This window comes from Actinokineospora sp. HUAS TT18 (assembly GCF_051364635.1).
In the GTDB taxonomy this organism is placed as follows: domain Bacteria; phylum Actinomycetota; class Actinomycetes; order Mycobacteriales; family Pseudonocardiaceae; genus Actinokineospora.
The window spans coordinates 4,194,114-4,211,900 of sequence record NZ_CP195645.1; the positions used below are offsets into that span (position 1 = coordinate 4,194,114).

A 17,787-nucleotide genomic window follows, 5' to 3' on the forward strand; every position below is an offset into this window, starting at 1 on the left:
TCGCTGCGTCCGACGCTACCGCGTGCCGGTGAACCAGGCATTGGCCTCATGGACAGTGACGGCGGCCGGCGGTAGCGTCCAGAATCACTCAGGGTAGGCAGCGCCGCCGCCCGTGCCAGGCCGCAGCTGCCTGCCCCTCCGCCGTCACAGCGCGAGGGAGACCGGTCGTGGACCTGAATTTCTGGGAGATAGTCCTCTGGGAGATCATGGGAACAGCGGCGCTGACGCTGCTGGGTTGTGGTGTCGTCGCCAACGTCGTGCTGAGGAAGTCCCTCGGCCACAACGGGGGCTGGCTGCTCATCAACATGGGCTGGGGTTTAGCCGTCTTCATCGGCGCCAGCATCGCCGCGCCCAGTGGGGCGCACCTGAATCCGGCCGTCACGCTGGGCCTGGCGTCGGCCGACAAGCTCGACTGGGGCAAGGTCCCCGCCTACCTGCTCGGCGAGATGGTCGGCGCGTTCCTCGGCGCCGTGCTGTGCTGGGTGACGTACAAGCTCCAGTTCGACACCCACGACGAACCCCAGAACACTCGGGGGATCTTCGCCACCGGACCGACCGTGCCCAATTACGCGTGGAACCTCGCCACCGAGATCATCGGCACGTTCGTGCTGGTGTTCTGGATCCTGACCAGCCCGGGCGTCACCGCGGGCGAGGGCGGGCTGCCGCAGTTCGGCAACGCCGCGCTCGGCTACGCGGCGGTGGCGTTCGTCGTCATCGGGATCGGCAACTCGCTCGGTGGCCCGACCGGGTACGCCATCAACCCCGCCCGCGACCTCGGCCCGCGCATCGCCTACGCCGTCCTGCCCATCAAGAACAAGGGCGGCGCTGACTGGAACTACTCCTGGGTCCCCGTCGTCGGCCCGCTCGTCGGTGCCGTGCTCGCGGGCCTGCTCTCCCAGATCCTCCCGTCCTGAACTGAGAGGCGAACGATCAGATGACCAAGTACGTGGCCGCGGTCGACCAGGGCACCACCTCCACCCGCTGCATGATCTTCAGTCACGCCGGTGAGGTGGTCGCGGTCGACCAGCGCGAGCACAAGCAGATCTTCCCGCGCGCCGGGTGGGTCGAGCACGACCCGGAGGAGGTCTGGGAGAACACCCGCGCGGTCGCCGCGGGCGCGCTGGCCAAGGCGGACCTGCACGTGGCCGACATCGCCGCGGTCGGCATCACCAACCAGCGCGAGACCGCGGTCGTCTGGGACCGCAAGACCGGCAAACCCGTCTACAACGCGATCGTCTGGCAGGACACCCGGACCGACCGCATCGCCACCGACCTCGGCAACCTCGGCGACGGCCAGGAGCGCTACCGCGCCAAGACCGGCCTGCCGCTGGCCACGTACTTCTCCGGGCCCAAGATCCGCTGGATCCTCGACAACGTCGACGGCGCGCGCGCCAAGGCCGAGGCGGGCGACCTGCTGTTCGGCAACATGGACACCTGGGTGCTGTGGAACATGACCGGCGGCCCCGACGGCGGCGTCCACGTCACCGACCCCACCAACGCCTCCCGCACGCTGCTGATGGACCTGTCGACGCTGTCATGGGACGCCGACATCGCGGGCGAGATGGGCGTGCCGCTGGCGATGCTGCCGGAGATCCGGTCGTCGTCGGAGGAGTACGGCAAGGTCCGCGAGCGCGGCGCCCTGGCGGGCGTGCCGATCGCGGGCATCCTCGGCGACCAGCAGGCGGCCACGTTCGGCCAGGCGTGTCTGTCGCCGGGCGAGGCGAAGAACACCTACGGCACCGGCAACTTCGTGCTGCTCAACACGGGCACCGACCAGGTGCTGAGCCAGAACGGCCTGCTCACGACGGTCTGCTACAAGATCGGCTCGCAGGCGCCGGTGTACGCGCTGGAGGGCTCGATCGCGGTCACCGGGTCGCTGGTCCAGTGGATCAGGGACAACCTGGGCATGATCAGCTCGGCGGCCGAGATCGAGGAGCACGCCCGCTCGGTCGAGGACAACGGCGGCTGCTATTTCGTGCCCGCGTTCTCCGGCCTGTTCGCGCCGTACTGGCGTTCCGACGCCCGCGGCGTCATCGTCGGGCTGACCCGGTTCGTCAACAAGGGCCACCTGGCGCGCGCGGTCCTGGAGGCCACGGCTTTCCAGACGCGCGAGGTCATCGACGCCATGAACGCCGACTCGGGCGTCCCGCTGACGGCGTTGAAGGTCGATGGCGGCATGGTCGGCAACGAGCTGCTGATGCAGTTCCAGGCCGACATCCTCGGCGTCCCGGTGATCCGTCCCGTCGTCGCGGAAACGACAGCGCTTGGCGCGGCCTATGCGGCGGGGCTGGCGGTCGGGTTCTGGGAGGGCGAGGACGACATCCGCAAGAACTGGGCCAAGGACAAGGAGTGGACCCCCGCGATGGACGCCTCAGCGCGGGAGAAGACCTACGCACAGTGGAAGAAGGCCGTCACCCGGACGTTCGACTGGGTCGAGCAGGACTGAGCCGGTGAGGCCCGGGCCGCGGCCCGGGCCTCACCTCAGGTCACTCCAGTTCAGCAGGACCAAGGCGGTGCGGACGACCGCCAGCAGCGGCGGGATCGGCAGGGCGAAACCCCACCAGCACAAGGCGCCCACCGGCAGCAGTGCCAGTGCGAGGACGGCGCCGGAGCGGTGGCCGCCCCAGAGGAGCCAGCCCGCGAGTCCTTCCAGCGCGCACACCAGCACGAAGACGAACACCATCACGGCCGAGGCGCGTGGCCCCCAGCGGTCGAAGGGGCCGCCGCCGTAGGCCGGGAAGCCCATGACTATCGGCACTTCCCGGCCGGTGAGCAGGTTCCTGATCGCGAGGAGCCCGGGCAGGCCGAAGCCGAGCGCGGTGAACCACAGCAGGATCGACGCCACCCGGATCGCCATCGCGCCAGTGTCCCCAAGCGCGACGGCGGTCCAGTAGAGGCTCTTGGCTCAGCGGGCGGCGTAGGCCAGGAAGGCGATCAGCAGGATCACCAGGGCGACCGTCCCGCAGACGAGCCCGGCGATGGCCAGGCCCTTGTTGTTCGCCTCGCCGCGGTTGGCCTTCGCCAGGCCGACGCCGGACAGGGAGACGCCGATGATGGCCAGGACCAGGCCGATGAGCGGCACCCAGAACAGGATGAGGCCGATCAGCCCGGTGACGAACCCCGCCGTGCCGAGCCCGTTCTGCGGCTGGGCGGCAGGGGCGTAGTGGCCCTGCTGCGGGTACTGCGGGGCCGGGGTGAACTGGCCGTGGTCCCCTGGCTGTTGTGGATAGGTCACAGGTTGCCTCTCTCAGCGAACGATTCCGCACGCAAGGTCGTGGACCGGACGCCCACCGTTACGGTCATCTGCGGACGCACAGGGCCTGGACATAGCGTGGAACCTGCCCGATCCCCCCGCACCGCGGGCAGAAGTCCCGTCGGTTGGGGGCCAGACCTGAACCCAGGCATTCCGGACATTCGATTCGGCGAGACATAGCGCCTCCAGAGACCGTCGGGACCGGACTGGTTCCCGCGTGTTCAGACGTACCGCGCCAGTAGAGCGATCCCTATACGTTCAGGGCAGATTCACCCATCCTAGCTACCAAGTCGAGTCGCTCGAACACGGAGTGTGCACCGCGCCGCGCTGTGGTGTCAGAGTCTTCTGACACGACCGGCGGAATCGACTAGTCCCCCGTTCGAACACCGTGTGTGGGAGTTGTGACTCCGCCACTCGATTGGGGCGTTTCTGGTTCACTCGGGATCATGAACGTGAACCGGAGGTCCGCACTGGGCCTTGGTGCCGCCGCAGTCGGCACCGTTTTGGGGGTCGGAACAACCACCGCGTCGGCCGAGGAGGCCACCGCCGAGTCGACGACCGCCGCGCAGGCGTGCGGTCGCGTCAGCCGCGTCTACCAGCGGGAAACCGAGAAGTCGCTGGGCACTTGGGCTTCCTACATCTCAGTGTCCGATGTGGATGGCACCGTGGTGCCCGCGGTCGATGTTCGCGCCGATGTGGTCGTCGAGGCATACAGCGTCAACAAGATCGCTGTCGCGGTCGCGGTGTTGGACAAGGTCGACCGCGGGTTGCTGCGGCTGGACCAGCAGGTCGAGGTCAGCTCGGCGATCGTCATTCGGGACACCGATGGGATCTTCGGGCTCGACGGCGCGTACCCGAGCAATGTCACCATTGGACACGCGCTGGCGACGCTGCTGACCGTTTCGGACAACACCTGTGTGCGGCTGTGCGGACTGGTGTGTCCGGCGGCTGAGCTCAACGAGATCCTGCGGGGCAAGGGTTTCGTGCACACGCAGGTGAAGCCTGTCGCGAATCCGAACCGCTTCTTCCTGGGCACCACGACTGCCCGGGAGACGCACACGCTGCTGCAGGGGCTCGTCAACGGCACGCTGCTGTCGCCCGCGTCGACGGCGTATCTGTTGTCGATCCTGCGCTCTCTCACCGCTTTCACCGACGGCATCCGGCTCAACCTGAGTTCGGCGGAGCGGCTCAAGGTCGCGACCAAGGCCGGATGGTTCGCCGACGGGCGCAACGAGGCGGGCATCGTCTTCAACGCCGCCGACAAGCCGACGGCGTTCTACTCACTGTTCGCCTCGGGGTCGTTCGCCGGTGATCAGGCCGCCAACGCCGACAACTACAGCGCCAACCACCCGGCGCTGAAGGCCCGGCAGGTGATCGGGCGGACGCTGGTCGACGCGGTCGCGCGCCTCGACACCGCCAACGCCAAGCACCCCGCCCCCGCCTACCGGGCGGCGAACGGGGACTGACCGAACAGCGGGCCGCTAGTCCAGGTCGTCGTGACGCATGAGCTGGCGGCCCGCTTCGGTGATGGAGCCCGAGAGGGACGGGTAGACCGAGAACGTCAGCGCCAAGTCGTCCACCGTCAGCTGGTTCTGCACGGCCAGCGCGATCGGCAGGATCAGCTCGCTCGCGCTCGGCGCCACGATCACGCCGCCGATGACGACGCCGGTGGCGGGGCGGCAGAACAGCTTCACGAAGCCGCGGCGCAGGCCCTCCATCTTCGCGCGGGCGTTGGTGGCCAGCGGGAGCATGATGGTGCGGGCGGGAACCTCGCCGGAGTCGATGGCCTGCTGGCTGATGCCGACGGTGGCGATCTCCGGGTGGGTGAACACGTTGGCGGCCACCGTCTTCAGCTTGATCGGCGCCACCCCCTCACCCAGGGCGTGCCACATCGCGATGCGGCCCTGCATGGCCGCGACCGAGGCCAGCATCAGCACGCCGGTGCAGTCGCCCGCCGCGTAGACGCCGGGGACGCTGGTGCGGGAGACGCGGTCGACGGCGATGAAGCCGCCGGGGCCGAGGTCGATGCCGATCTTGTCCAGGCCGATGTCGCTGGTGTTGGGCACCGAGCCCACCGTCATCAGCGCGTGGGACGCCTCGACGATCTCGCCGCCCTTGAGGTGGACCTGGACGCCCTTGTCGTCGCGTTCGATCTTCTCCGCGCGGGCGTGCTTGACCAGCGTGGTGCCGCGCTCGGAGAACACGTCCTCCAGGACCGCGGCGGCGTCGGCGTCCTCGTGGGGCAGGACGCGGTCGCGGCTGGAGATGACCGTGACCTTGACGCCCATCTCGATGAACGCCGAGGCGAACTCCGCGCCGGTGACGCCGGAGCCGACCACCACGAGGTGCTCGGGCAGTTCCTCCAGGTCGTAGATCTGCCGCCAGTCGAGCACTCGCTTGCCGTCGGGCTCGGCCCCGGCGATGACCCGCGGGGTGGCGCCGGTGGCGATCAGCACGACGTCGGCGTCGAGCACCTCGACGGCGTCGGCGGTGGTGACCTCCACGCGGTGGGCGGCCATGCCGGGGCGGTCGTCGCAGAAGCGGGCGTTGCCGATGAGGATCTTCACGCCCTCCCGCAGGACGCGGTTGCGCACGTCGGCGGACTGGGCCAGCGCCAGCCCGCGCACGCGGCCGCGCACGACCGGCAGGTGGACCGACGAGTCGACGTCGTCGGTGCCGATGCCGAGCTCGTCGGCGTCGCGGAAGGCCGAGCGGGCGCCCGCGGAGGCGATGAAGGTCTTCGACGGCACGCAGTCATAGAGCACGCAGGCGCCGCCGAGGCCGTCGCGTTCGACAACAGTCACGTCGGCCCCGTGCTGCGCGGCGACCAGCGCCGCCTCGTACCCGGCAGGGCCCCCACCCATGATCACGATCCGGGTCACTGGTGTCCTCCTACATCCGCCCTCACGTCCGCGATTACCGTACGCGGACCCGTTCGGGTGAACGCGACGTGCCCGCGAAACACGCCTGCTTGCGCGCCGATGATCCCCGGTGTCGCTAGGCTGTCGGCGTGCCGCTCTACGCCGCTTATGGGTCGAACATGGACCCGGCCCAGATGATGCAGCGAGCCCCGCACTCGCCGATGGCGGGAACCGGATGGCTGGTGGGCTGGCGGCTGACCTTCGGAGGTGAGGACCTCGGATGGGAAGGCGCGCTGGCCACCATCGTCGAGGACCCCGACTCCCAGGTCTTCGTCGTCCTCTACGACGTCACCGACGACGAGCCGCTGCTCGACCGCTGGGAGGGCTCCGAGCTGGGGCTGCACTCCAAGATCCGGCTGCGCGTGCAGACGCTGGAGGGCTCGGTCCTGGCCTGGCTCTACGTCCTCGACGCCTACGAGGGCGGCCTGCCGTCGGCGCGCTACCTCGGGGTCGTCGCCGACGCCGCCGAAGCCGCGGGCGCGCCCGCCGACTACGTCGCCGACCTGCGGATTCGACCCTGCGACGGTATCGGTCCGACAACGGGCTGAACCCGTCACAACTTCGGGCGTCCACGCGCGTCCTCCTTGTATGACCGAAATCACGGTCAGCTCTCGCCGAAGGGGTTTCGGCAGGTGCGAGGAGAGATCGCCATGAGTGTTCGAAGATGGACCAAGCGGGTGACCGCGATCGCCGTCGCGGTCGGTACGACCCTGGCGCTGGGGGTGGTCGGTTCATCGACCGCGTCCGCGACGCAGGGGTTCTGCGGGATCAGCTGGGGCTCGCTGCCCAAGTCGGCCCCGGCCACCGAGGTCGCGCCCCTGGTCGGCGTGCGCGGCGGCAGGCACGCGTGCTACGACCGCCTCGTCCTCGACATCCGCGCAGGCGGCGCGAACGGCTACTTCGTGCGGTACGTCGACCAGGTCCGCCAGGACGGCTCCGGCCACATCGTCCCGCTGCGCGGCGGCGCGAAGATCGAGATCGTGGCGATCGCCCCGTCGTACGACGACTACGGCAACTCGACGTTCAACCCGGCCAACCGCAGTGAGCTCGTGAACGTGTCCGGCTGGCAGACCTTCCGCCAGGTCGCCGACGCGGGCAGCTTCGAGGGCCAGACCACCATCGGCCTCGGCGTCCGCGCCCGCCTCCCGTTCCGCGTGTTCGTCCTGGACAGCCCGGGCGGCGGCTCGCGCATCGTCGTCGACGTCGCGCACTTCTGGTGATGATGATTCCGGGCGGCGCGACAGTCGCCCGGAGTCTCTTAGAAGTTCCCGGTCATGGGGATCTGCAGCACCGTCTTCATCAGGTCGACACCGATCTTCGGGTAGTTGCCCGCGGAGCCGATGTAGGCGCTGTCGGTGCTGCCGATCACCAGGGCCAGCTTGTGTCCCGCCGGGATCACCTGGTCGGTGCTCGCCAGGTTGAACGTGATCCGGTATGGCGTCCCCGGGGTCAGCGTGGCCCGCGAGTCCAGTGACGCGTAGTGGCCGAGGTCGGCCCAGCCGCGGCTGATGATGTTGGCGCTGGTCGACGTGGTCGAGGTGGCGGTGTCGAGGTAGCAGGCGCTGTCGCCGGAGGTGCTCTCGCCCCAGCAGGAGCGGGTCGCCAGGGTGGTGATGCCCTCGCCGGAGCCGCGGTAGTAGCGGATCGTGGACGGGCCCAGGTCGACCAGGACCGCGGTGAGGCGGGCGGCGCTGGAGGTCGAGGTGGCGGTGATCGTGACCCGCGGGGTGCCGGAGATCCGGTTGTCGGAGGACATGGCCGGTGAGCTGTAGATCAGCCGGGCCGACGACGTCGACGTCGGGTTGGTGATCCACGAGTACTCGCTGCTGCGGTTGTCGGTGAAGTCCGCCCACACCGGGATCTCGGTGGGCGGCGGCGGGGCGCCGTTGAGGACGCCGACCCCCGCGGTGGCCGACGCGTGCGCATAGAGGTGCTTCGGCGTGGTCACCACGGGCCAGCTCGGCGCGGTGGTCCACACGTCCGGCTTGTGCTCGACGGTGGCCTGCGGCTCGTTCTGGACGCCGTTGTCGATGCCGAGCAGGTAGTGGTCGAACCAGCGGTGCAGCGTGTCGACCCAGGCGGAGCGGCGGAAGTCGAACGGGTCGACGTGGCCGGTCTGCGACAGCCAGATCTTGCGCTCAACCGACGCGGGCAGCGCGGCCCACCACTGGCCGAAGTTGATCGACTTCACGTTCAGGTCGTTGACGCCGTGCACGACGAACACGCTGGCCTTGATGTTGGCCGCGCTCGCGACGTAGTCGCGGTCGCGCCACATCTGGGTCATGTCGCCGCTCGGCGGCGATCCACTGTCCAAAGCGGACTTGACCGACGCGCAGTTCCGCGCGCCCTGGCTGTTCTCGACGCGGGCGGCGAGCGAGGACGGGGTGCCCGCGGTCAGGGTCGCGCCGTGGGCGCGGTAGTAGTCGTACCAGGAGCTGATCGCGCCGATCGGGACGATGGTCTTGAGCCCGTCGACGCCGGTGGCGGCCACACCGTTGGCGATGGTGCCGTCCCAGGACTTCCCGATCATGCCGACGGCGCCGGTCGTCCAGCCCGCGGTGGCCCTGGTCGAGCCGGTGGCCGAGGTGTACCCGGTGGCGCGGCCGTTGAGCCAGTCGATCACCGACTTGGCGGAGGCGATCTCCGAGCGCCCGCCGACGTCGACGCAGCCGGTGGAGCGGGCCGTCCCGGACAGGTCGACGAGGACGACGCCGTAGCCGCGCGGGACGAAGTAGTTGTCGTAGAACTGTGCCCTTGGTTTGCGCGACTTGGGTGCGTTACGCGGTGCAACCGCGCTGACCTGCGGGTTTGGGCTTGTTGTGTCCGGTTGCGACTGGTTGCGTCCGGACGTGCGACGGCCTGTGGACGGCCTGGGTTTGGCGGGCGTACCGTCGTTGGTGGCTGTCGGTCGAACCCGGTGCAGGGTCGGTGTAGTCGCGGCCAACGGTTCCCGCGACCGGTTGAGGACACCCAGACGCCCGGGCGCGGGGACCGTCTTAACCGCTTTCGGGGGAACCTTGCCGGTCTTGGCGCGCGGGCGACGGGATGCGGGCTTACCGTCGGTGGTGTTCACCCTGCTCGCCTGGTTGACCCCCTCACCTCGGCGGGCAAAGGTCGCGGCCCCCGCGCTCACACCCCAATCCCCCCTTGGGACGCGGGGGCCGCGCCACGTGCCGATGACCCCGGTGAGGCTGTGTCGGGTCCACATGACGAGTTGGTCGGTGTGGTTGCTGGTCATGGTCGCTCCCCTGGGTGAGATGGCGGATCAAAGTCCTGAGCCTTGGTGCCTGGCCGGCTCCGTTCCCTCGCCCATGCCGCTTCTAGCCCTGGGTCGGCAGGGTCAAGGGGGGCGTAGCCATCGGCGTAGCCGACGCCGTCAGGCGCCCTTGATGCTGTCGGCCCAGGGTTAGATGATCGGTTGCGAGGGACACCCGACGTGACCACGCGTTTGCGCGTCGTAAAACCGCCACGCGCGAGGGCGAGTCGGGTACGTCCGTTCGGGTGTTGCGGCTGGTCAGAGGGGGTCGCTCCGCGGTGACAGGTCTTAGCATCGTCGGATGCTGGACGAACCGGGTGCGCTTCCAGAGTTCGAGATCGGTGACCGGGTCGACGTGATGGGCGGCCGGTACCTGGGTGACTGGGGCACGGTGATGAAGGCGCCGATCGACATGCGGCCGGAGTACGTGATGGTGTCGCTCGTGCGGGCACACGTGCTGCGTTTCCTGGCCGTTGAGCGGCTGCAACTGCGTGGTTGACCTAAGGTAGGCCGAATGCGTGAAGAGCTGCCGCCGCTCCCGGAGTTCCCCATCGGAGTGACCGTGGACGTCGTGGGCGGCCCGTTCAAAGGTGACTGCGGGGTTGTGGTCCGGTCACCGATCAGCATGCGGGCCGAGTTCGTGTTGGTCGCCCTGGCTCGCGCGAACATGTCCCGGTTCGTCGGGGCTGACTGCCTGCGGGTGCGGGCCTGAGATGTGGCGCGTCGCCGTCGGCGGCTCGTGCGCCTTTGGGCGGACTCCGTCCGCGCCGTGCGCCGTCGGCGCCCGTTAGCGGAGCGGAAGGGCGCCTGGCGGCGCGATGGATGTGGTTGCGGTGCCAGCGCAACGGGCCAACTCGCGCGTGCCGCCGACGGCGGCGCGCCTTGATCCCATAGAGCCAAATTCAGCAGCTACCCGTGTGCCCGCTGCCGGACACAACTAAATGACACGTTTGGCCGGTAGGTTCACACGTTGGGTGCTGGTGGGTCAGCTCGGCGGTCGGTTAAGTGGAGAGTTGTTCATCTCGCCCGACCGCAAGGGAGAATCCCGGTGTCTCTGAAGGTTCCGCCCGCGCTTGTCGACAAAGCGCAGCAAGGTCCGATCACGGATCAAGACTTCATCGCCTGCATTCAGGAATCCCTGCCCTACGCCTGGTCGGTCATGACAGAGGTGCACGGCGAGCTGACGGACGGCGTTCCCTACGCGGTGAACGAGACAGCCCCGCCCGATGAGGCTTCGCGCGGTCAACTCCTCCGCCTGGTCGCAAGCGACGCCATGCGTGGGGCGGTTGAGCGGCACTTCGGCGTCCGGCTGGCGTTTCAGAACTGCCACGGGGTGGGCATGTTCCGCCCCTCGGCCAAGGAAGAGCGCGAAGCATTCATTTCGCCACGCGCTCAGGTGCTCAATCAACGTCCAGAGTTCGTGAACTGCTAACAGCGCAAAACGAAGGCCCGCCACGTCGGATTGACGCGGCGGGCCTTGTCATTTCGGGCGCCTCTAGCGAGGATCTACGGCAAGGGAATACTCGAATTCATATCGGTGAGCGTCAATGAGAATATCGGCGGTCTCGATCGGGTTTGCGGCGGTGTATGTGGTCCGGGTGATAATGACGACGGGAATTCCGGGCCGGAGTTTGAGGGCCTCGGTCTCAGACGGCTGTGGCATCCTCGAACGCAGACGTTCGACCACTGCGGTAGGTCGCCACCCGATGGCCGTGAACCGATCAACGAGCCCAGCCCCCATGTACGGACCTTCCTCGGGGCGCTCGATGGGCGTCCCCTTAGTAATCGCGAGGGGTTCATACGAATCAACGATCATCATTGGTTCACCATTGGCCAAACTCACATAATGCGTGTGCATGACCCGATCACCGACGTTGATGCCGAGACGTCGAGCAACGTCCTTCGTAGCCTCGGTGGGAATGGTCACGTGGGTATAACTCGGAATGCGCTCTGACGCCAAGGCTTCTTCCGCGAACGGCGCACCTGGGTTCGACTGATAGTGAAGCGCCGAACGTCGAACCAACGGCTGATACCTGCGAACGAACGTGCCACCACCGCGCACGCGGTCAATGAGCCCTTCGCCTTCCAAGATGTCCAGCGCTTGACGGGCCACGATCCGGGACACGTTGAACTGCTCGCTGAGGGCGTCCTGCGTCGGCAAGCGGTCCCCCGGCCGAAGGGACCCGTCAGTCATCCGCTCTCGCAACACGTCCGCGATCTGCTCGTACCGGTGCTTGGACACGGGGAAGTCGCCTCCTGGGTCGTGACTCGTCATCACCGAGTCTAGTTGACTTGGTATGCCAACGGCTGGTATACCTAGTTGTAGGTTGGCATACCAACTGATCGACAAGCAAGGCCAGACGACAACAAGCGCCCAAACGGGGGCGACGCGACAAGGCCCTACCAGGGCGACAGGCCCAGTGGGGCACCGGATGAGAGGTCAAGATCATGGCGATTTCCAAGGGGCACCGGTTCCCGATCGAGTTCGCGGAAGCCTTCCCGCAGGGGTTGGTGTTGGTGGGTGAGGTGGCGCCGGACAACGAGTTTCAGTCGCGGGAGGACCGTGCGGGCGGGCGGCCGGTGCGTCAGCGGTTGGACGAGGTGACGGGTCTGCGGCAGTGGAAGGCAACGGTGACGGACCCGAACGAGCAGAACGCGAAGCGGGCTTCGTTCGTGATCACGTTCCTGGCTCCGGTTCAGCCGGTGCCGACCACGGCGGAAGCGTTGCCGGGGATGCGTCCGATCGAGTTGGAGGGCTTGACCGCTGAACCGCGTATCGCTGGCAACGGGGAGTTCAAGTACCAGTCGTACGTGTTCCGGGCGTCTGGGTTCCGGGCGGCTGGTGCGTCGGGTGGTCGTGGTCAGCAGAAGACCTCGGCCGCGCAGGAGCAGGGGAAGTCCGAGTCCGCCAACAAGGCCGCGTGAGGACCCGAGTGAGCGCGGCGTTTGAGGTTCCGGCCGGTGCGGCCCTGGATGTGCCTTCGGGTGTGTCCGGGGCGGCCGGTTGGGCTTTCTTCGGTCCGCAGGGAGAGGTGGTGCGTGTGAACGTGTCGGATGAGCTGGACGGGCGTTGGCAGGCCGCGTACCGAGCGTACGAACACGCTTCGGAGGAAGTCACTCGGGCGGGGTCCGGCGATCGTGGCGCGGCGCATGCGTTGGCGTTGGCGTCGTGGGATGTAGCGGTGCTGTGGCGGGAGATCGCCGATACCCCGTTTCTGCCGTGGTGGGTGCTTGCGGCTGTGCACTCGGCGGCCGAGACGTTCGAACATCAATCGCGGGAGTGGAATGCCAAAGCGAACGCGGCGGTGGGCGTGCGGTCGGTTTCGCCTCGGCGGCGGAATGGGGGTGCGTGATGGTTCGGCCGTCGGTTCGGACGTTGGCTGAGGCCAATGAGGTGTTGGGGCGGGAGATGCCGGGGCCTGGGTCGTCGTACTCGGTGTTGGTGACCTTCCATCGTCGTGCGGAGCGGGTGTATCGGGAGGTGGCGTTGGTGGACCGGCACCACTATCACGAAGCCATCGCGTGGGCGGGGATCGAGGCCGCGAACGCGGAGAAGGCGGAGAAGGGGCTTCGTGAGGCGCAGGCGCGGGAGGCTCGTAAGCAGGCGAAAGCGGATGAAGCGGCCGTGCTGGGTACTGGCTCCGCGGTTGAGGTGTCGAGATGAGCGCGTTCGAGTTGTTCGCGTTGGCGTTCCTGCTGTGTCTTCTGTTGGGCGCGCCGGTCGTGTCCTGGCTGATCGACCGGATCGAGCGGTCGGAGGGGTCCGCGTCGGACATCTCGGAGCGGGGTGAGTGGGGGTGAGGGCGGCAGTGGATCGGGGCGTCGGTGATCGCGCTGCGGCGTTGGGTTCGGAGTTGAAGCGGGCGCGGTTGCGCCTGGGCTTGACGTTGGTTGAGGCCGCCGAGCGGATGTCGACTCGGGGTGTGCTGGCCAACCGGACGCAGTTGTCCCGGTTTGAGCACGGCGAACGGGAACCCAAGATCGGCCTGTTCGTGGACATATGTGAGGCGTACGGGTGTGACCCGACGGAGGTGTTGTTGGCCGCATTGTGGCTGGCCGGTGGGCCGCAGTACCGGAGGAGGAGAGACGGTTCGATAGTGCACTCGTCACGCTCGTAAGTCCAGATTAGACAGAGGGACGCACAGGGGTCGTGCGGCGATTCCGCGCGCCCTTGTTGCGCTGCAACAAAAGAAGAGACACAGAAGCGGCTTATGCTTGGCGGCTACCGCTTCTGTGCCTGAGGTCCAATCCAAGGGGATCAGACATGGAAAGCATATGGCACAAGGGGATTGCCCCCGCAAGTGGGGTCACCCGAACGCGCTGCAAGGCGTGCAAGAAGTTCGCTCGGCTGCTGCCGGGGGATACCGAGTGCGCCAAGTGCTCTGGGGCGTTGGCGTTGGAGTTCCCTGTAATTCGGCGGTCGGGCGATGCCGATTCGCGGGGTGGCTGGTGAACGGGGGCAAGGGTTCCCGGTGGGTCGACCCGGCACCCCTGGAGGTGGCGCGGCCTCGGCTGCCGTGGTGGACGATGCTTCCGGGCAAGGTCAAGCTGGTCCTGGCCCCGGTGGTCCTGGTCGGCCTGCTGGTGTGGGGCCTGGTCAAGCTCGCCCGATTGTGCTGGTACTACCCGACCACGGTCACGCTCGGGCTGTTCGCGGCGGCCGTGTACGCGGTGGGTGGCCGGTGGTGGCTCGGCGGCCTAGTGCTCGCGCTCGGGGTCGCTGGGTTCGTCTGGTGGCTGCGTGGGCGGGACAGCTTCTACCGGCGTGTCCGGTGGGTGCGCACGGAGTTCCGCCGCGTGGCCGTCTACACGCAACAGTGGCGCAGTGTCATGCGCCTGTCGAACCTGACCGGAACCGCGCGGGGCAAGGAACACCTGCCCCGGCTTCGGCGCACCAGGTCGGAGGGGTGGCGGGACAAGGTCCGCGTTCGCATGATCAAGGGCCAGTCCCCGGAACAGTGGGAGGCACACGCCTCCGGTCTGGCGCACTCGTTCGGCGCCTCCTCGTGTCGGGTCCGCGTGGTCAAGCCCGGTGTGATCGAGCTGGACCTGATCCACTCCGACCCGTTGGCCACGGTGCTGCCCGCCCCGGCGCTGCCTGAGGGTGAGGGTAAGTCGGTGGACCTGCGCAAGGTCGTCATCGGCCGTACCGAGACAGGCAAGCCGTGGGCGCTACGGCTCCAAGGTGGACAGATCCTGGCGGTCGGTGTGCAGGGGGCGGGTAAGGGCTCGGTGTTGTGGGCGGTGTTGTGGGCGCTGGCCTCGATGATCCGGTCCGGTGCCGTTCGGGTGTTCGGGATCGACCCCAAGGGCGGTATGGAGTTGGGGCAGGCCCCGGAGCTGTTCACCAAGGTCGCCTATGACAACGGCGTCGCGGCGGTAGAGCTGCTGGAAGAGATCGCCGAGGAGGTGCGGGCACGGGCCGCGCGGTTCCGGGGTGTGCTGCGGTCCTGGTCGCTCTCGTCGGGTGAGCCCTTCCTGCTCCTGGTGGTGGATGAGCTGGCGGACGTGATCGCCTACCAGACCGACAAGCGCCTGCGGGAACGCGCGCAAGCGGCCCTGCAAACCATCACCTCACAGGGCCGCGCACCCGGTGTGGCCGTGCTGGCGCTGGTGCAGGACCCGCGCAAAGAGATCGTGCCGTTCCGCAACCTGTTCGGCACCAAGATCGCGCTGCGCCTGGACGAGGCGGTGCAGGTCGACATGGTCCTCGGCGACGGTGTCCGGGCACGCGGGGCCAACGCGCACGAGATCCCCGAGTCCACTCCCGGTGTGGCGTGGATCAAAGAGGACGGCAAGCGGGCTCCGGTCCGGGCGCGGGCGTTCTACCCGACCGACACGAACCTGACTGAGCTTGTCCACTACGTCACCAACTCGTCGGCGACGGTCATTGCGTTCCCTGACAACAACTCTGGCGACACCACCAACGATGGAGGTACGGCGGCATGACCACCACTCTGAACACCACGACCCCCGATGGCGCGACGGTTGGATCGGCGGCCGTGCTCGCCGCAGTGGCCGAACACCTCGACGTGTTCGCCGAGTTGCCCGCACCCGTGGTCACCACCGTGTGCGCCACAGTCGACGGCGGAAAGGCAGTGTCGTTCCAACTGGACTCCGAGTACACCCTTCGCGGCCTGGCGGGCGCGCTGCTGGCGTGGGTGGACACCTTGGACCGGGTGGCCTGTGAGGCGTGGCGTCACGGCGGCGACGACTCCCACACCATGCACGTGTCGGTGTCCGGTCAGCTCACCGACGGCACCCCGGTCCGCGTGTTCGCACCCGTCGACTACCCGCACGGCCTCGGCCTGGCCCCCAGTGCTCGCCGTCCGCTCGGCCTGGGACTGCTGCGCGCCTGGACAGCCGGCGAGGAGGCATGCGCATGACCACGACCGACACGGCACACGCCGTTGACCAGCAAGAACAGCCGGAAGCCACCGCGGCTTGCTCCCCGGATGCCCTGGTGGTGCCCGGCCCGGCCGGCAAGACGATCGCCCCGCTGTCGGCTGAGGTGCTGCGGGCGGCGGCGGAGAAACACGGGGCGTGTGTGCGGCCCTTCGTGATGGAACGCGGCGACACCGTCACCGGGGAACTGACCTACGTCGCCAAGGACTGCGGGTCGACCGTGGAGTCGGTGTGTCCCACCTGCGCGGCCAAAGCACGCAAGTTGCGGATGACGCAGTGCCGGGAGGGTTGGCACCGCGACACCGAACCCGACATCACCCGCCTGGCCCCGACCGTGGATCAGGTCGGGTTGATGGAGTACCGCGCCACCTTGGTCACCGCCTATCAGACGGCGGTCGGTGAGGGCGCGGATGGTGAGGCGGACGAGCTGCGCGATGAGATCGCCTCGGTTGATGGGGAGCTGCGGGATCTCGGGGTGCGTGGTCGTCTGCCCTCGCCCGACGCTGTGGCTACGCGGGCTCCGGTGCGGTCGACGAAGCGGCGCCAGGACGCGCCGAATCTGCCGCGTAAGAAGGTGGAGAAGCGCACCGTCGGCCGCGAGTACGCGGGGCGCTACCGGCCCTCGATGTTCGTCACGCTGACCTGCGACACCTACGGCCCGGTCCGTGAGGGTGTGCCGGTCGACCCGGTCACCTATGACTATCGGCGGGCGGCTCGGGATGCGGTGCATTTCGCCTCCCTGGTCGACCGCTGGTACCAGAACCTGCGTCGCGTCGTGGGCTGGGACGTTCAGTACTTCGCCACCGTGGAGCCGCAGAAGCGGGCTGCTCCGCACCTGCACACCGCGTTGCGTGGTTCCATCCCGCACGACGTGATCCGCCAGGTCACGGCCGCGACCTATCTGCAGGTGTGGTGGCCCAACCATGACGAGCTGGTTTACGGCGGCAAGCACCTGCCGGTGTGGGACGCGACCCGGGAGGCGTTCACCGACCCCGACAACGGGGCAGCGTTGACCTCCTGGGCGGACGCGCTGGACCTGGTGGACGAGCCCGCGCACGTCGCCCGCTTCGGCGAACAGGTCCACTCCAAGGGCATCTTGGGCGGCACTGAGGAGTCCGGGCGACACATCGGCTACCTGACCAAGTACCTCACCAAGTCCACCGGTGAGGTCATCGCCTCCACCAGCCCCGCTCACGCCGAACACCACGACCGGCTACACGCTGAGCTGGCGGTGACCCCGTGTTCGCCCCGGTGCGCGGTGTGGTTGCTCTACGGCATCCAACCCTTGGGCGTGACGTCGCGGACCACCCCGGGCCACTGCAAGGGCCGCGCGCACCGACGCACCACGCTCGGGCTGCCCGGTCGGCGGGTGCTGGTGTCGCGCAAGTGGTCCGGCAAGACCGTCGCCGAACACAAGACGGACCGGGTCGGGTTCGTCCGTGGCGCCCTGGCGGCCGTGGGCATCGTCAAAGACACCCCGGCCCCGGACCGCTACGTGTGGCGCACCGTCGATCCCGGGGACCGCAACGCGCCACCACGGGCGCACCTGCTCATGCGCTCCATCGCCGAACGCATCACCTGGCGCGCCGAGTACGACCGGGCGCGGCTGGCCATGGCAGACCCACCGGATGGCGGGCGCAACAGCACTGGGGGCGGCGGGGGCCTGCCCGATGTTTCAGCAACTCCACCGATGGCGGCCTGACTAACCGAGGGGGGACCTCGAATGACCACGCACCACGAAGCGAACTGGGCGCCGCTCTGGGACACCGACGACTTGGCGGCGTTCCTGAAACTGCCCCCGAAGACCCTGCGCGAGTGGCGACATAAGGGCATCGGCCCGGCCTTCAAGCGCATGGGCAAGCACGTCCGCTACCAACCGGCCGACGTCATCGACTGGATCGACAACGGCACTGACCTCGCTGCCTAGGACTTTCAGCAACCCGAACCGGAAT

The 17,787-nt window shown here is 68.3% G+C and carries 22 protein-coding genes; 17 read left to right on the forward strand and 5 right to left on the reverse strand.

Translation table 11 applies throughout. The features are described 5' to 3' along the window. Window positions 1–173 precede the first annotated feature (173 nt). Together ACSHT8_RS18765 and glpK are read left to right on the forward strand one after the other, a co-directional pair. Complete coding sequence (locus tag ACSHT8_RS18765; RefSeq protein ID WP_436502099.1) at window positions 174–914, forward strand: MIP/aquaporin family protein; 741 nt, start codon at window positions 174–176, stop codon at window positions 912–914. Window positions 915–934: 20 nt separating this feature from the next. Further along, window positions 935–2,446, forward strand: coding sequence for a glycerol kinase GlpK (gene glpK / locus ACSHT8_RS18770; RefSeq protein WP_436492150.1), 1,512 nt, complete (start codon window positions 935–937; stop codon window positions 2,444–2,446). A gap of 30 nt (window positions 2,447–2,476) precedes the next feature. On the opposite strand, the gene ACSHT8_RS18775 is transcribed toward glpK, so the two are convergent. Together ACSHT8_RS18775 and ACSHT8_RS18780 are read right to left on the reverse strand one after the other, a co-directional pair. Next, a complete protein-coding gene (locus tag ACSHT8_RS18775) occupies window positions 2,477–2,857 on the reverse strand; it encodes a hypothetical protein (protein ID WP_436492152.1) in 381 nt (126 codons plus the stop codon). A gap of 48 nt (window positions 2,858–2,905) precedes the next feature. Continuing rightward, window positions 2,906–3,235: a DUF4190 domain-containing protein gene (locus ACSHT8_RS18780; protein ID WP_436492153.1), complete on the reverse strand. Its 330-nt coding sequence runs from the start codon at window positions 3,233–3,235 to the stop codon at window positions 2,906–2,908. A gap of 464 nt (window positions 3,236–3,699) precedes the next feature. Between ACSHT8_RS18780 and ACSHT8_RS18785 the strand changes: the two genes are divergently transcribed. Beyond that, window positions 3,700–4,719 (forward strand): serine hydrolase, encoded by a 1,020-nt coding sequence (locus ACSHT8_RS18785; protein ID WP_436492155.1) that lies wholly within the window; start codon window positions 3,700–3,702, stop codon window positions 4,717–4,719. A 15-nt stretch (window positions 4,720–4,734) separates the two neighbouring features. Here the strand turns inward: ACSHT8_RS18785 and ACSHT8_RS18790 are convergent, their stop codons facing one another. After that, window positions 4,735–6,135 carry an NAD(P)H-quinone dehydrogenase gene (locus ACSHT8_RS18790; protein WP_436492156.1) on the reverse strand — a complete coding sequence of 467 codons (1,401 nt, stop codon included), beginning with the start codon at window positions 6,133–6,135 and terminating at the stop codon, window positions 4,735–4,737. Between the two features lie 128 nt (window positions 6,136–6,263). Between ACSHT8_RS18790 and ACSHT8_RS18795 the strand changes: the two genes are divergently transcribed. Further along, window positions 6,264–6,722 (forward strand): gamma-glutamylcyclotransferase family protein, encoded by a 459-nt coding sequence (locus ACSHT8_RS18795; RefSeq protein WP_436492157.1) that lies wholly within the window; start codon window positions 6,264–6,266, stop codon window positions 6,720–6,722. 102 nt (window positions 6,723–6,824) lie between these two features. Then, the gene (locus ACSHT8_RS18800) at window positions 6,825–7,394 is read left to right on the forward strand and encodes an AMIN-like domain-containing (lipo)protein (protein ID WP_436492158.1); all 570 of its coding nucleotides are present in this window, start codon (window positions 6,825–6,827) and stop codon (window positions 7,392–7,394) included. A 38-nt stretch (window positions 7,395–7,432) separates the two neighbouring features. Here the strand turns inward: ACSHT8_RS18800 and ACSHT8_RS18805 are convergent, their stop codons facing one another. After that, complete coding sequence (locus ACSHT8_RS18805) at window positions 7,433–9,412, reverse strand: CocE/NonD family hydrolase (protein WP_436492159.1); 1,980 nt, start codon at window positions 9,410–9,412, stop codon at window positions 7,433–7,435. A gap of 319 nt (window positions 9,413–9,731) precedes the next feature. Here ACSHT8_RS18805 and ACSHT8_RS18810 point away from each other — a divergent pair, with 319 nt between their 5' ends. The 3 genes from ACSHT8_RS18810 (at window position 9,732) to ACSHT8_RS18820 (ending at window position 10,862) form a co-directional block, all read left to right on the forward strand. Then, on the forward strand, window positions 9,732–9,929 hold the full coding sequence (locus ACSHT8_RS18810) for a hypothetical protein (RefSeq protein ID WP_436492160.1): 198 nt from the start codon (window positions 9,732–9,734) through the stop codon (window positions 9,927–9,929). 15 nt (window positions 9,930–9,944) lie between these two features. Continuing rightward, window positions 9,945–10,142: a hypothetical protein gene (locus ACSHT8_RS18815; RefSeq protein WP_436492162.1), complete on the forward strand. Its 198-nt coding sequence runs from the start codon at window positions 9,945–9,947 to the stop codon at window positions 10,140–10,142. Window positions 10,143–10,478: 336 nt separating this feature from the next. Next, the gene (locus ACSHT8_RS18820; RefSeq protein ID WP_436492163.1) at window positions 10,479–10,862 is read left to right on the forward strand and encodes an SCO5389 family protein; all 384 of its coding nucleotides are present in this window, start codon (window positions 10,479–10,481) and stop codon (window positions 10,860–10,862) included. A 63-nt stretch (window positions 10,863–10,925) separates the two neighbouring features. Here ACSHT8_RS18820 and ACSHT8_RS18825 read toward each other — a convergent pair whose 3' ends face one another. Next, a complete protein-coding gene (locus tag ACSHT8_RS18825) occupies window positions 10,926–11,672 on the reverse strand; it encodes a GntR family transcriptional regulator (protein WP_436492164.1) in 747 nt (248 codons plus the stop codon). A 206-nt stretch (window positions 11,673–11,878) separates the two neighbouring features. Between ACSHT8_RS18825 and ACSHT8_RS18830 the strand changes: the two genes are divergently transcribed. From ACSHT8_RS18830 to ACSHT8_RS18870, 9 genes are all read left to right on the forward strand, one after another. Beyond that, window positions 11,879–12,355, forward strand: a complete 477-nt coding sequence (locus tag ACSHT8_RS18830) for a hypothetical protein (RefSeq protein WP_436492165.1) — start codon at window positions 11,879–11,881, stop codon at window positions 12,353–12,355. An 8-nt stretch (window positions 12,356–12,363) separates the two neighbouring features. After that, on the forward strand, window positions 12,364–12,783 hold the full coding sequence (locus tag ACSHT8_RS18835) for a hypothetical protein (protein ID WP_436492166.1): 420 nt from the start codon (window positions 12,364–12,366) through the stop codon (window positions 12,781–12,783). Next, the gene (locus ACSHT8_RS18840; RefSeq protein WP_436492167.1) at window positions 12,783–13,094 is read left to right on the forward strand and encodes an AMED_5909 family protein; all 312 of its coding nucleotides are present in this window, start codon (window positions 12,783–12,785) and stop codon (window positions 13,092–13,094) included. Before ACSHT8_RS18835 ends, ACSHT8_RS18840 begins: the two co-directional genes overlap by 1 nt. Next, the gene (locus tag ACSHT8_RS18845) at window positions 13,091–13,231 is read left to right on the forward strand and encodes a hypothetical protein (protein ID WP_436492168.1); all 141 of its coding nucleotides are present in this window, start codon (window positions 13,091–13,093) and stop codon (window positions 13,229–13,231) included. The genes ACSHT8_RS18840 and ACSHT8_RS18845 overlap by 4 nt, the downstream gene beginning before the upstream one ends. A gap of 8 nt (window positions 13,232–13,239) precedes the next feature. Beyond that, entirely contained in the window at window positions 13,240–13,548 is a 309-nt protein-coding gene (locus ACSHT8_RS18850) for a helix-turn-helix domain-containing protein (RefSeq protein WP_436492169.1), read from the forward strand. A gap of 331 nt (window positions 13,549–13,879) precedes the next feature. Then, window positions 13,880–15,379 (forward strand): FtsK/SpoIIIE domain-containing protein, encoded by a 1,500-nt coding sequence (locus ACSHT8_RS18855; RefSeq protein ID WP_436492170.1) that lies wholly within the window; start codon window positions 13,880–13,882, stop codon window positions 15,377–15,379. Continuing rightward, window positions 15,376–15,816, forward strand: a complete 441-nt coding sequence (locus ACSHT8_RS18860) for a hypothetical protein (RefSeq protein WP_436492171.1) — start codon at window positions 15,376–15,378, stop codon at window positions 15,814–15,816. The genes ACSHT8_RS18855 and ACSHT8_RS18860 overlap by 4 nt, the downstream gene beginning before the upstream one ends. Then, complete coding sequence (locus ACSHT8_RS18865) at window positions 15,813–17,537, forward strand: replication initiator (protein WP_436492172.1); 1,725 nt, start codon at window positions 15,813–15,815, stop codon at window positions 17,535–17,537. Before ACSHT8_RS18860 ends, ACSHT8_RS18865 begins: the two co-directional genes overlap by 4 nt. Before the next feature lie 21 nt (window positions 17,538–17,558). Continuing rightward, window positions 17,559–17,762: a helix-turn-helix domain-containing protein gene (locus tag ACSHT8_RS18870; protein ID WP_436492173.1), complete on the forward strand. Its 204-nt coding sequence runs from the start codon at window positions 17,559–17,561 to the stop codon at window positions 17,760–17,762. Window positions 17,763–17,787 lie beyond the last annotated feature (25 nt).

Excerpts from the sequence above, each read along its gene's own strand:
- ACSHT8_RS18830 (WP_436492165.1), top strand. The coding sequence starts at position 11,879 with ATGGCGATTTCCAAGGGGCACCGGTTCCCGATCGAGTTCGCGGAAGCC.
- ACSHT8_RS18810 (WP_436492160.1), top strand. The coding sequence starts at position 9,732 with ATGCTGGACGAACCGGGTGCGCTTCCAGAGTTCGAGATCGGTGACCGG.
- ACSHT8_RS18815 (WP_436492162.1), top strand. The coding sequence starts at position 9,945 with ATGCGTGAAGAGCTGCCGCCGCTCCCGGAGTTCCCCATCGGAGTGACC.
- ACSHT8_RS18865 (WP_436492172.1), top strand. The coding sequence starts at position 15,813 with ATGACCACGACCGACACGGCACACGCCGTTGACCAGCAAGAACAGCCG.
- ACSHT8_RS18870 (WP_436492173.1), top strand. The coding sequence starts at position 17,559 with ATGACCACGCACCACGAAGCGAACTGGGCGCCGCTCTGGGACACCGAC.
- ACSHT8_RS18775 (WP_436492152.1), bottom strand. The coding sequence starts at position 2,857 with ATGGCGATCCGGGTGGCGTCGATCCTGCTGTGGTTCACCGCGCTCGGC.
- ACSHT8_RS18840 (WP_436492167.1), top strand. The coding sequence starts at position 12,783 with ATGGTTCGGCCGTCGGTTCGGACGTTGGCTGAGGCCAATGAGGTGTTG.
- ACSHT8_RS18860 (WP_436492171.1), top strand. The coding sequence starts at position 15,376 with ATGACCACCACTCTGAACACCACGACCCCCGATGGCGCGACGGTTGGA.
- ACSHT8_RS18785 (WP_436492155.1), top strand. The coding sequence starts at position 3,700 with ATGAACGTGAACCGGAGGTCCGCACTGGGCCTTGGTGCCGCCGCAGTC.
- ACSHT8_RS18845 (WP_436492168.1), top strand. The coding sequence starts at position 13,091 with ATGAGCGCGTTCGAGTTGTTCGCGTTGGCGTTCCTGCTGTGTCTTCTG.
- glpK (WP_436492150.1), top strand. The coding sequence starts at position 935 with ATGACCAAGTACGTGGCCGCGGTCGACCAGGGCACCACCTCCACCCGC.
- ACSHT8_RS18800 (WP_436492158.1), top strand. The coding sequence starts at position 6,825 with ATGAGTGTTCGAAGATGGACCAAGCGGGTGACCGCGATCGCCGTCGCG.
- ACSHT8_RS18805 (WP_436492159.1), bottom strand. The coding sequence starts at position 9,412 with ATGACCAGCAACCACACCGACCAACTCGTCATGTGGACCCGACACAGC.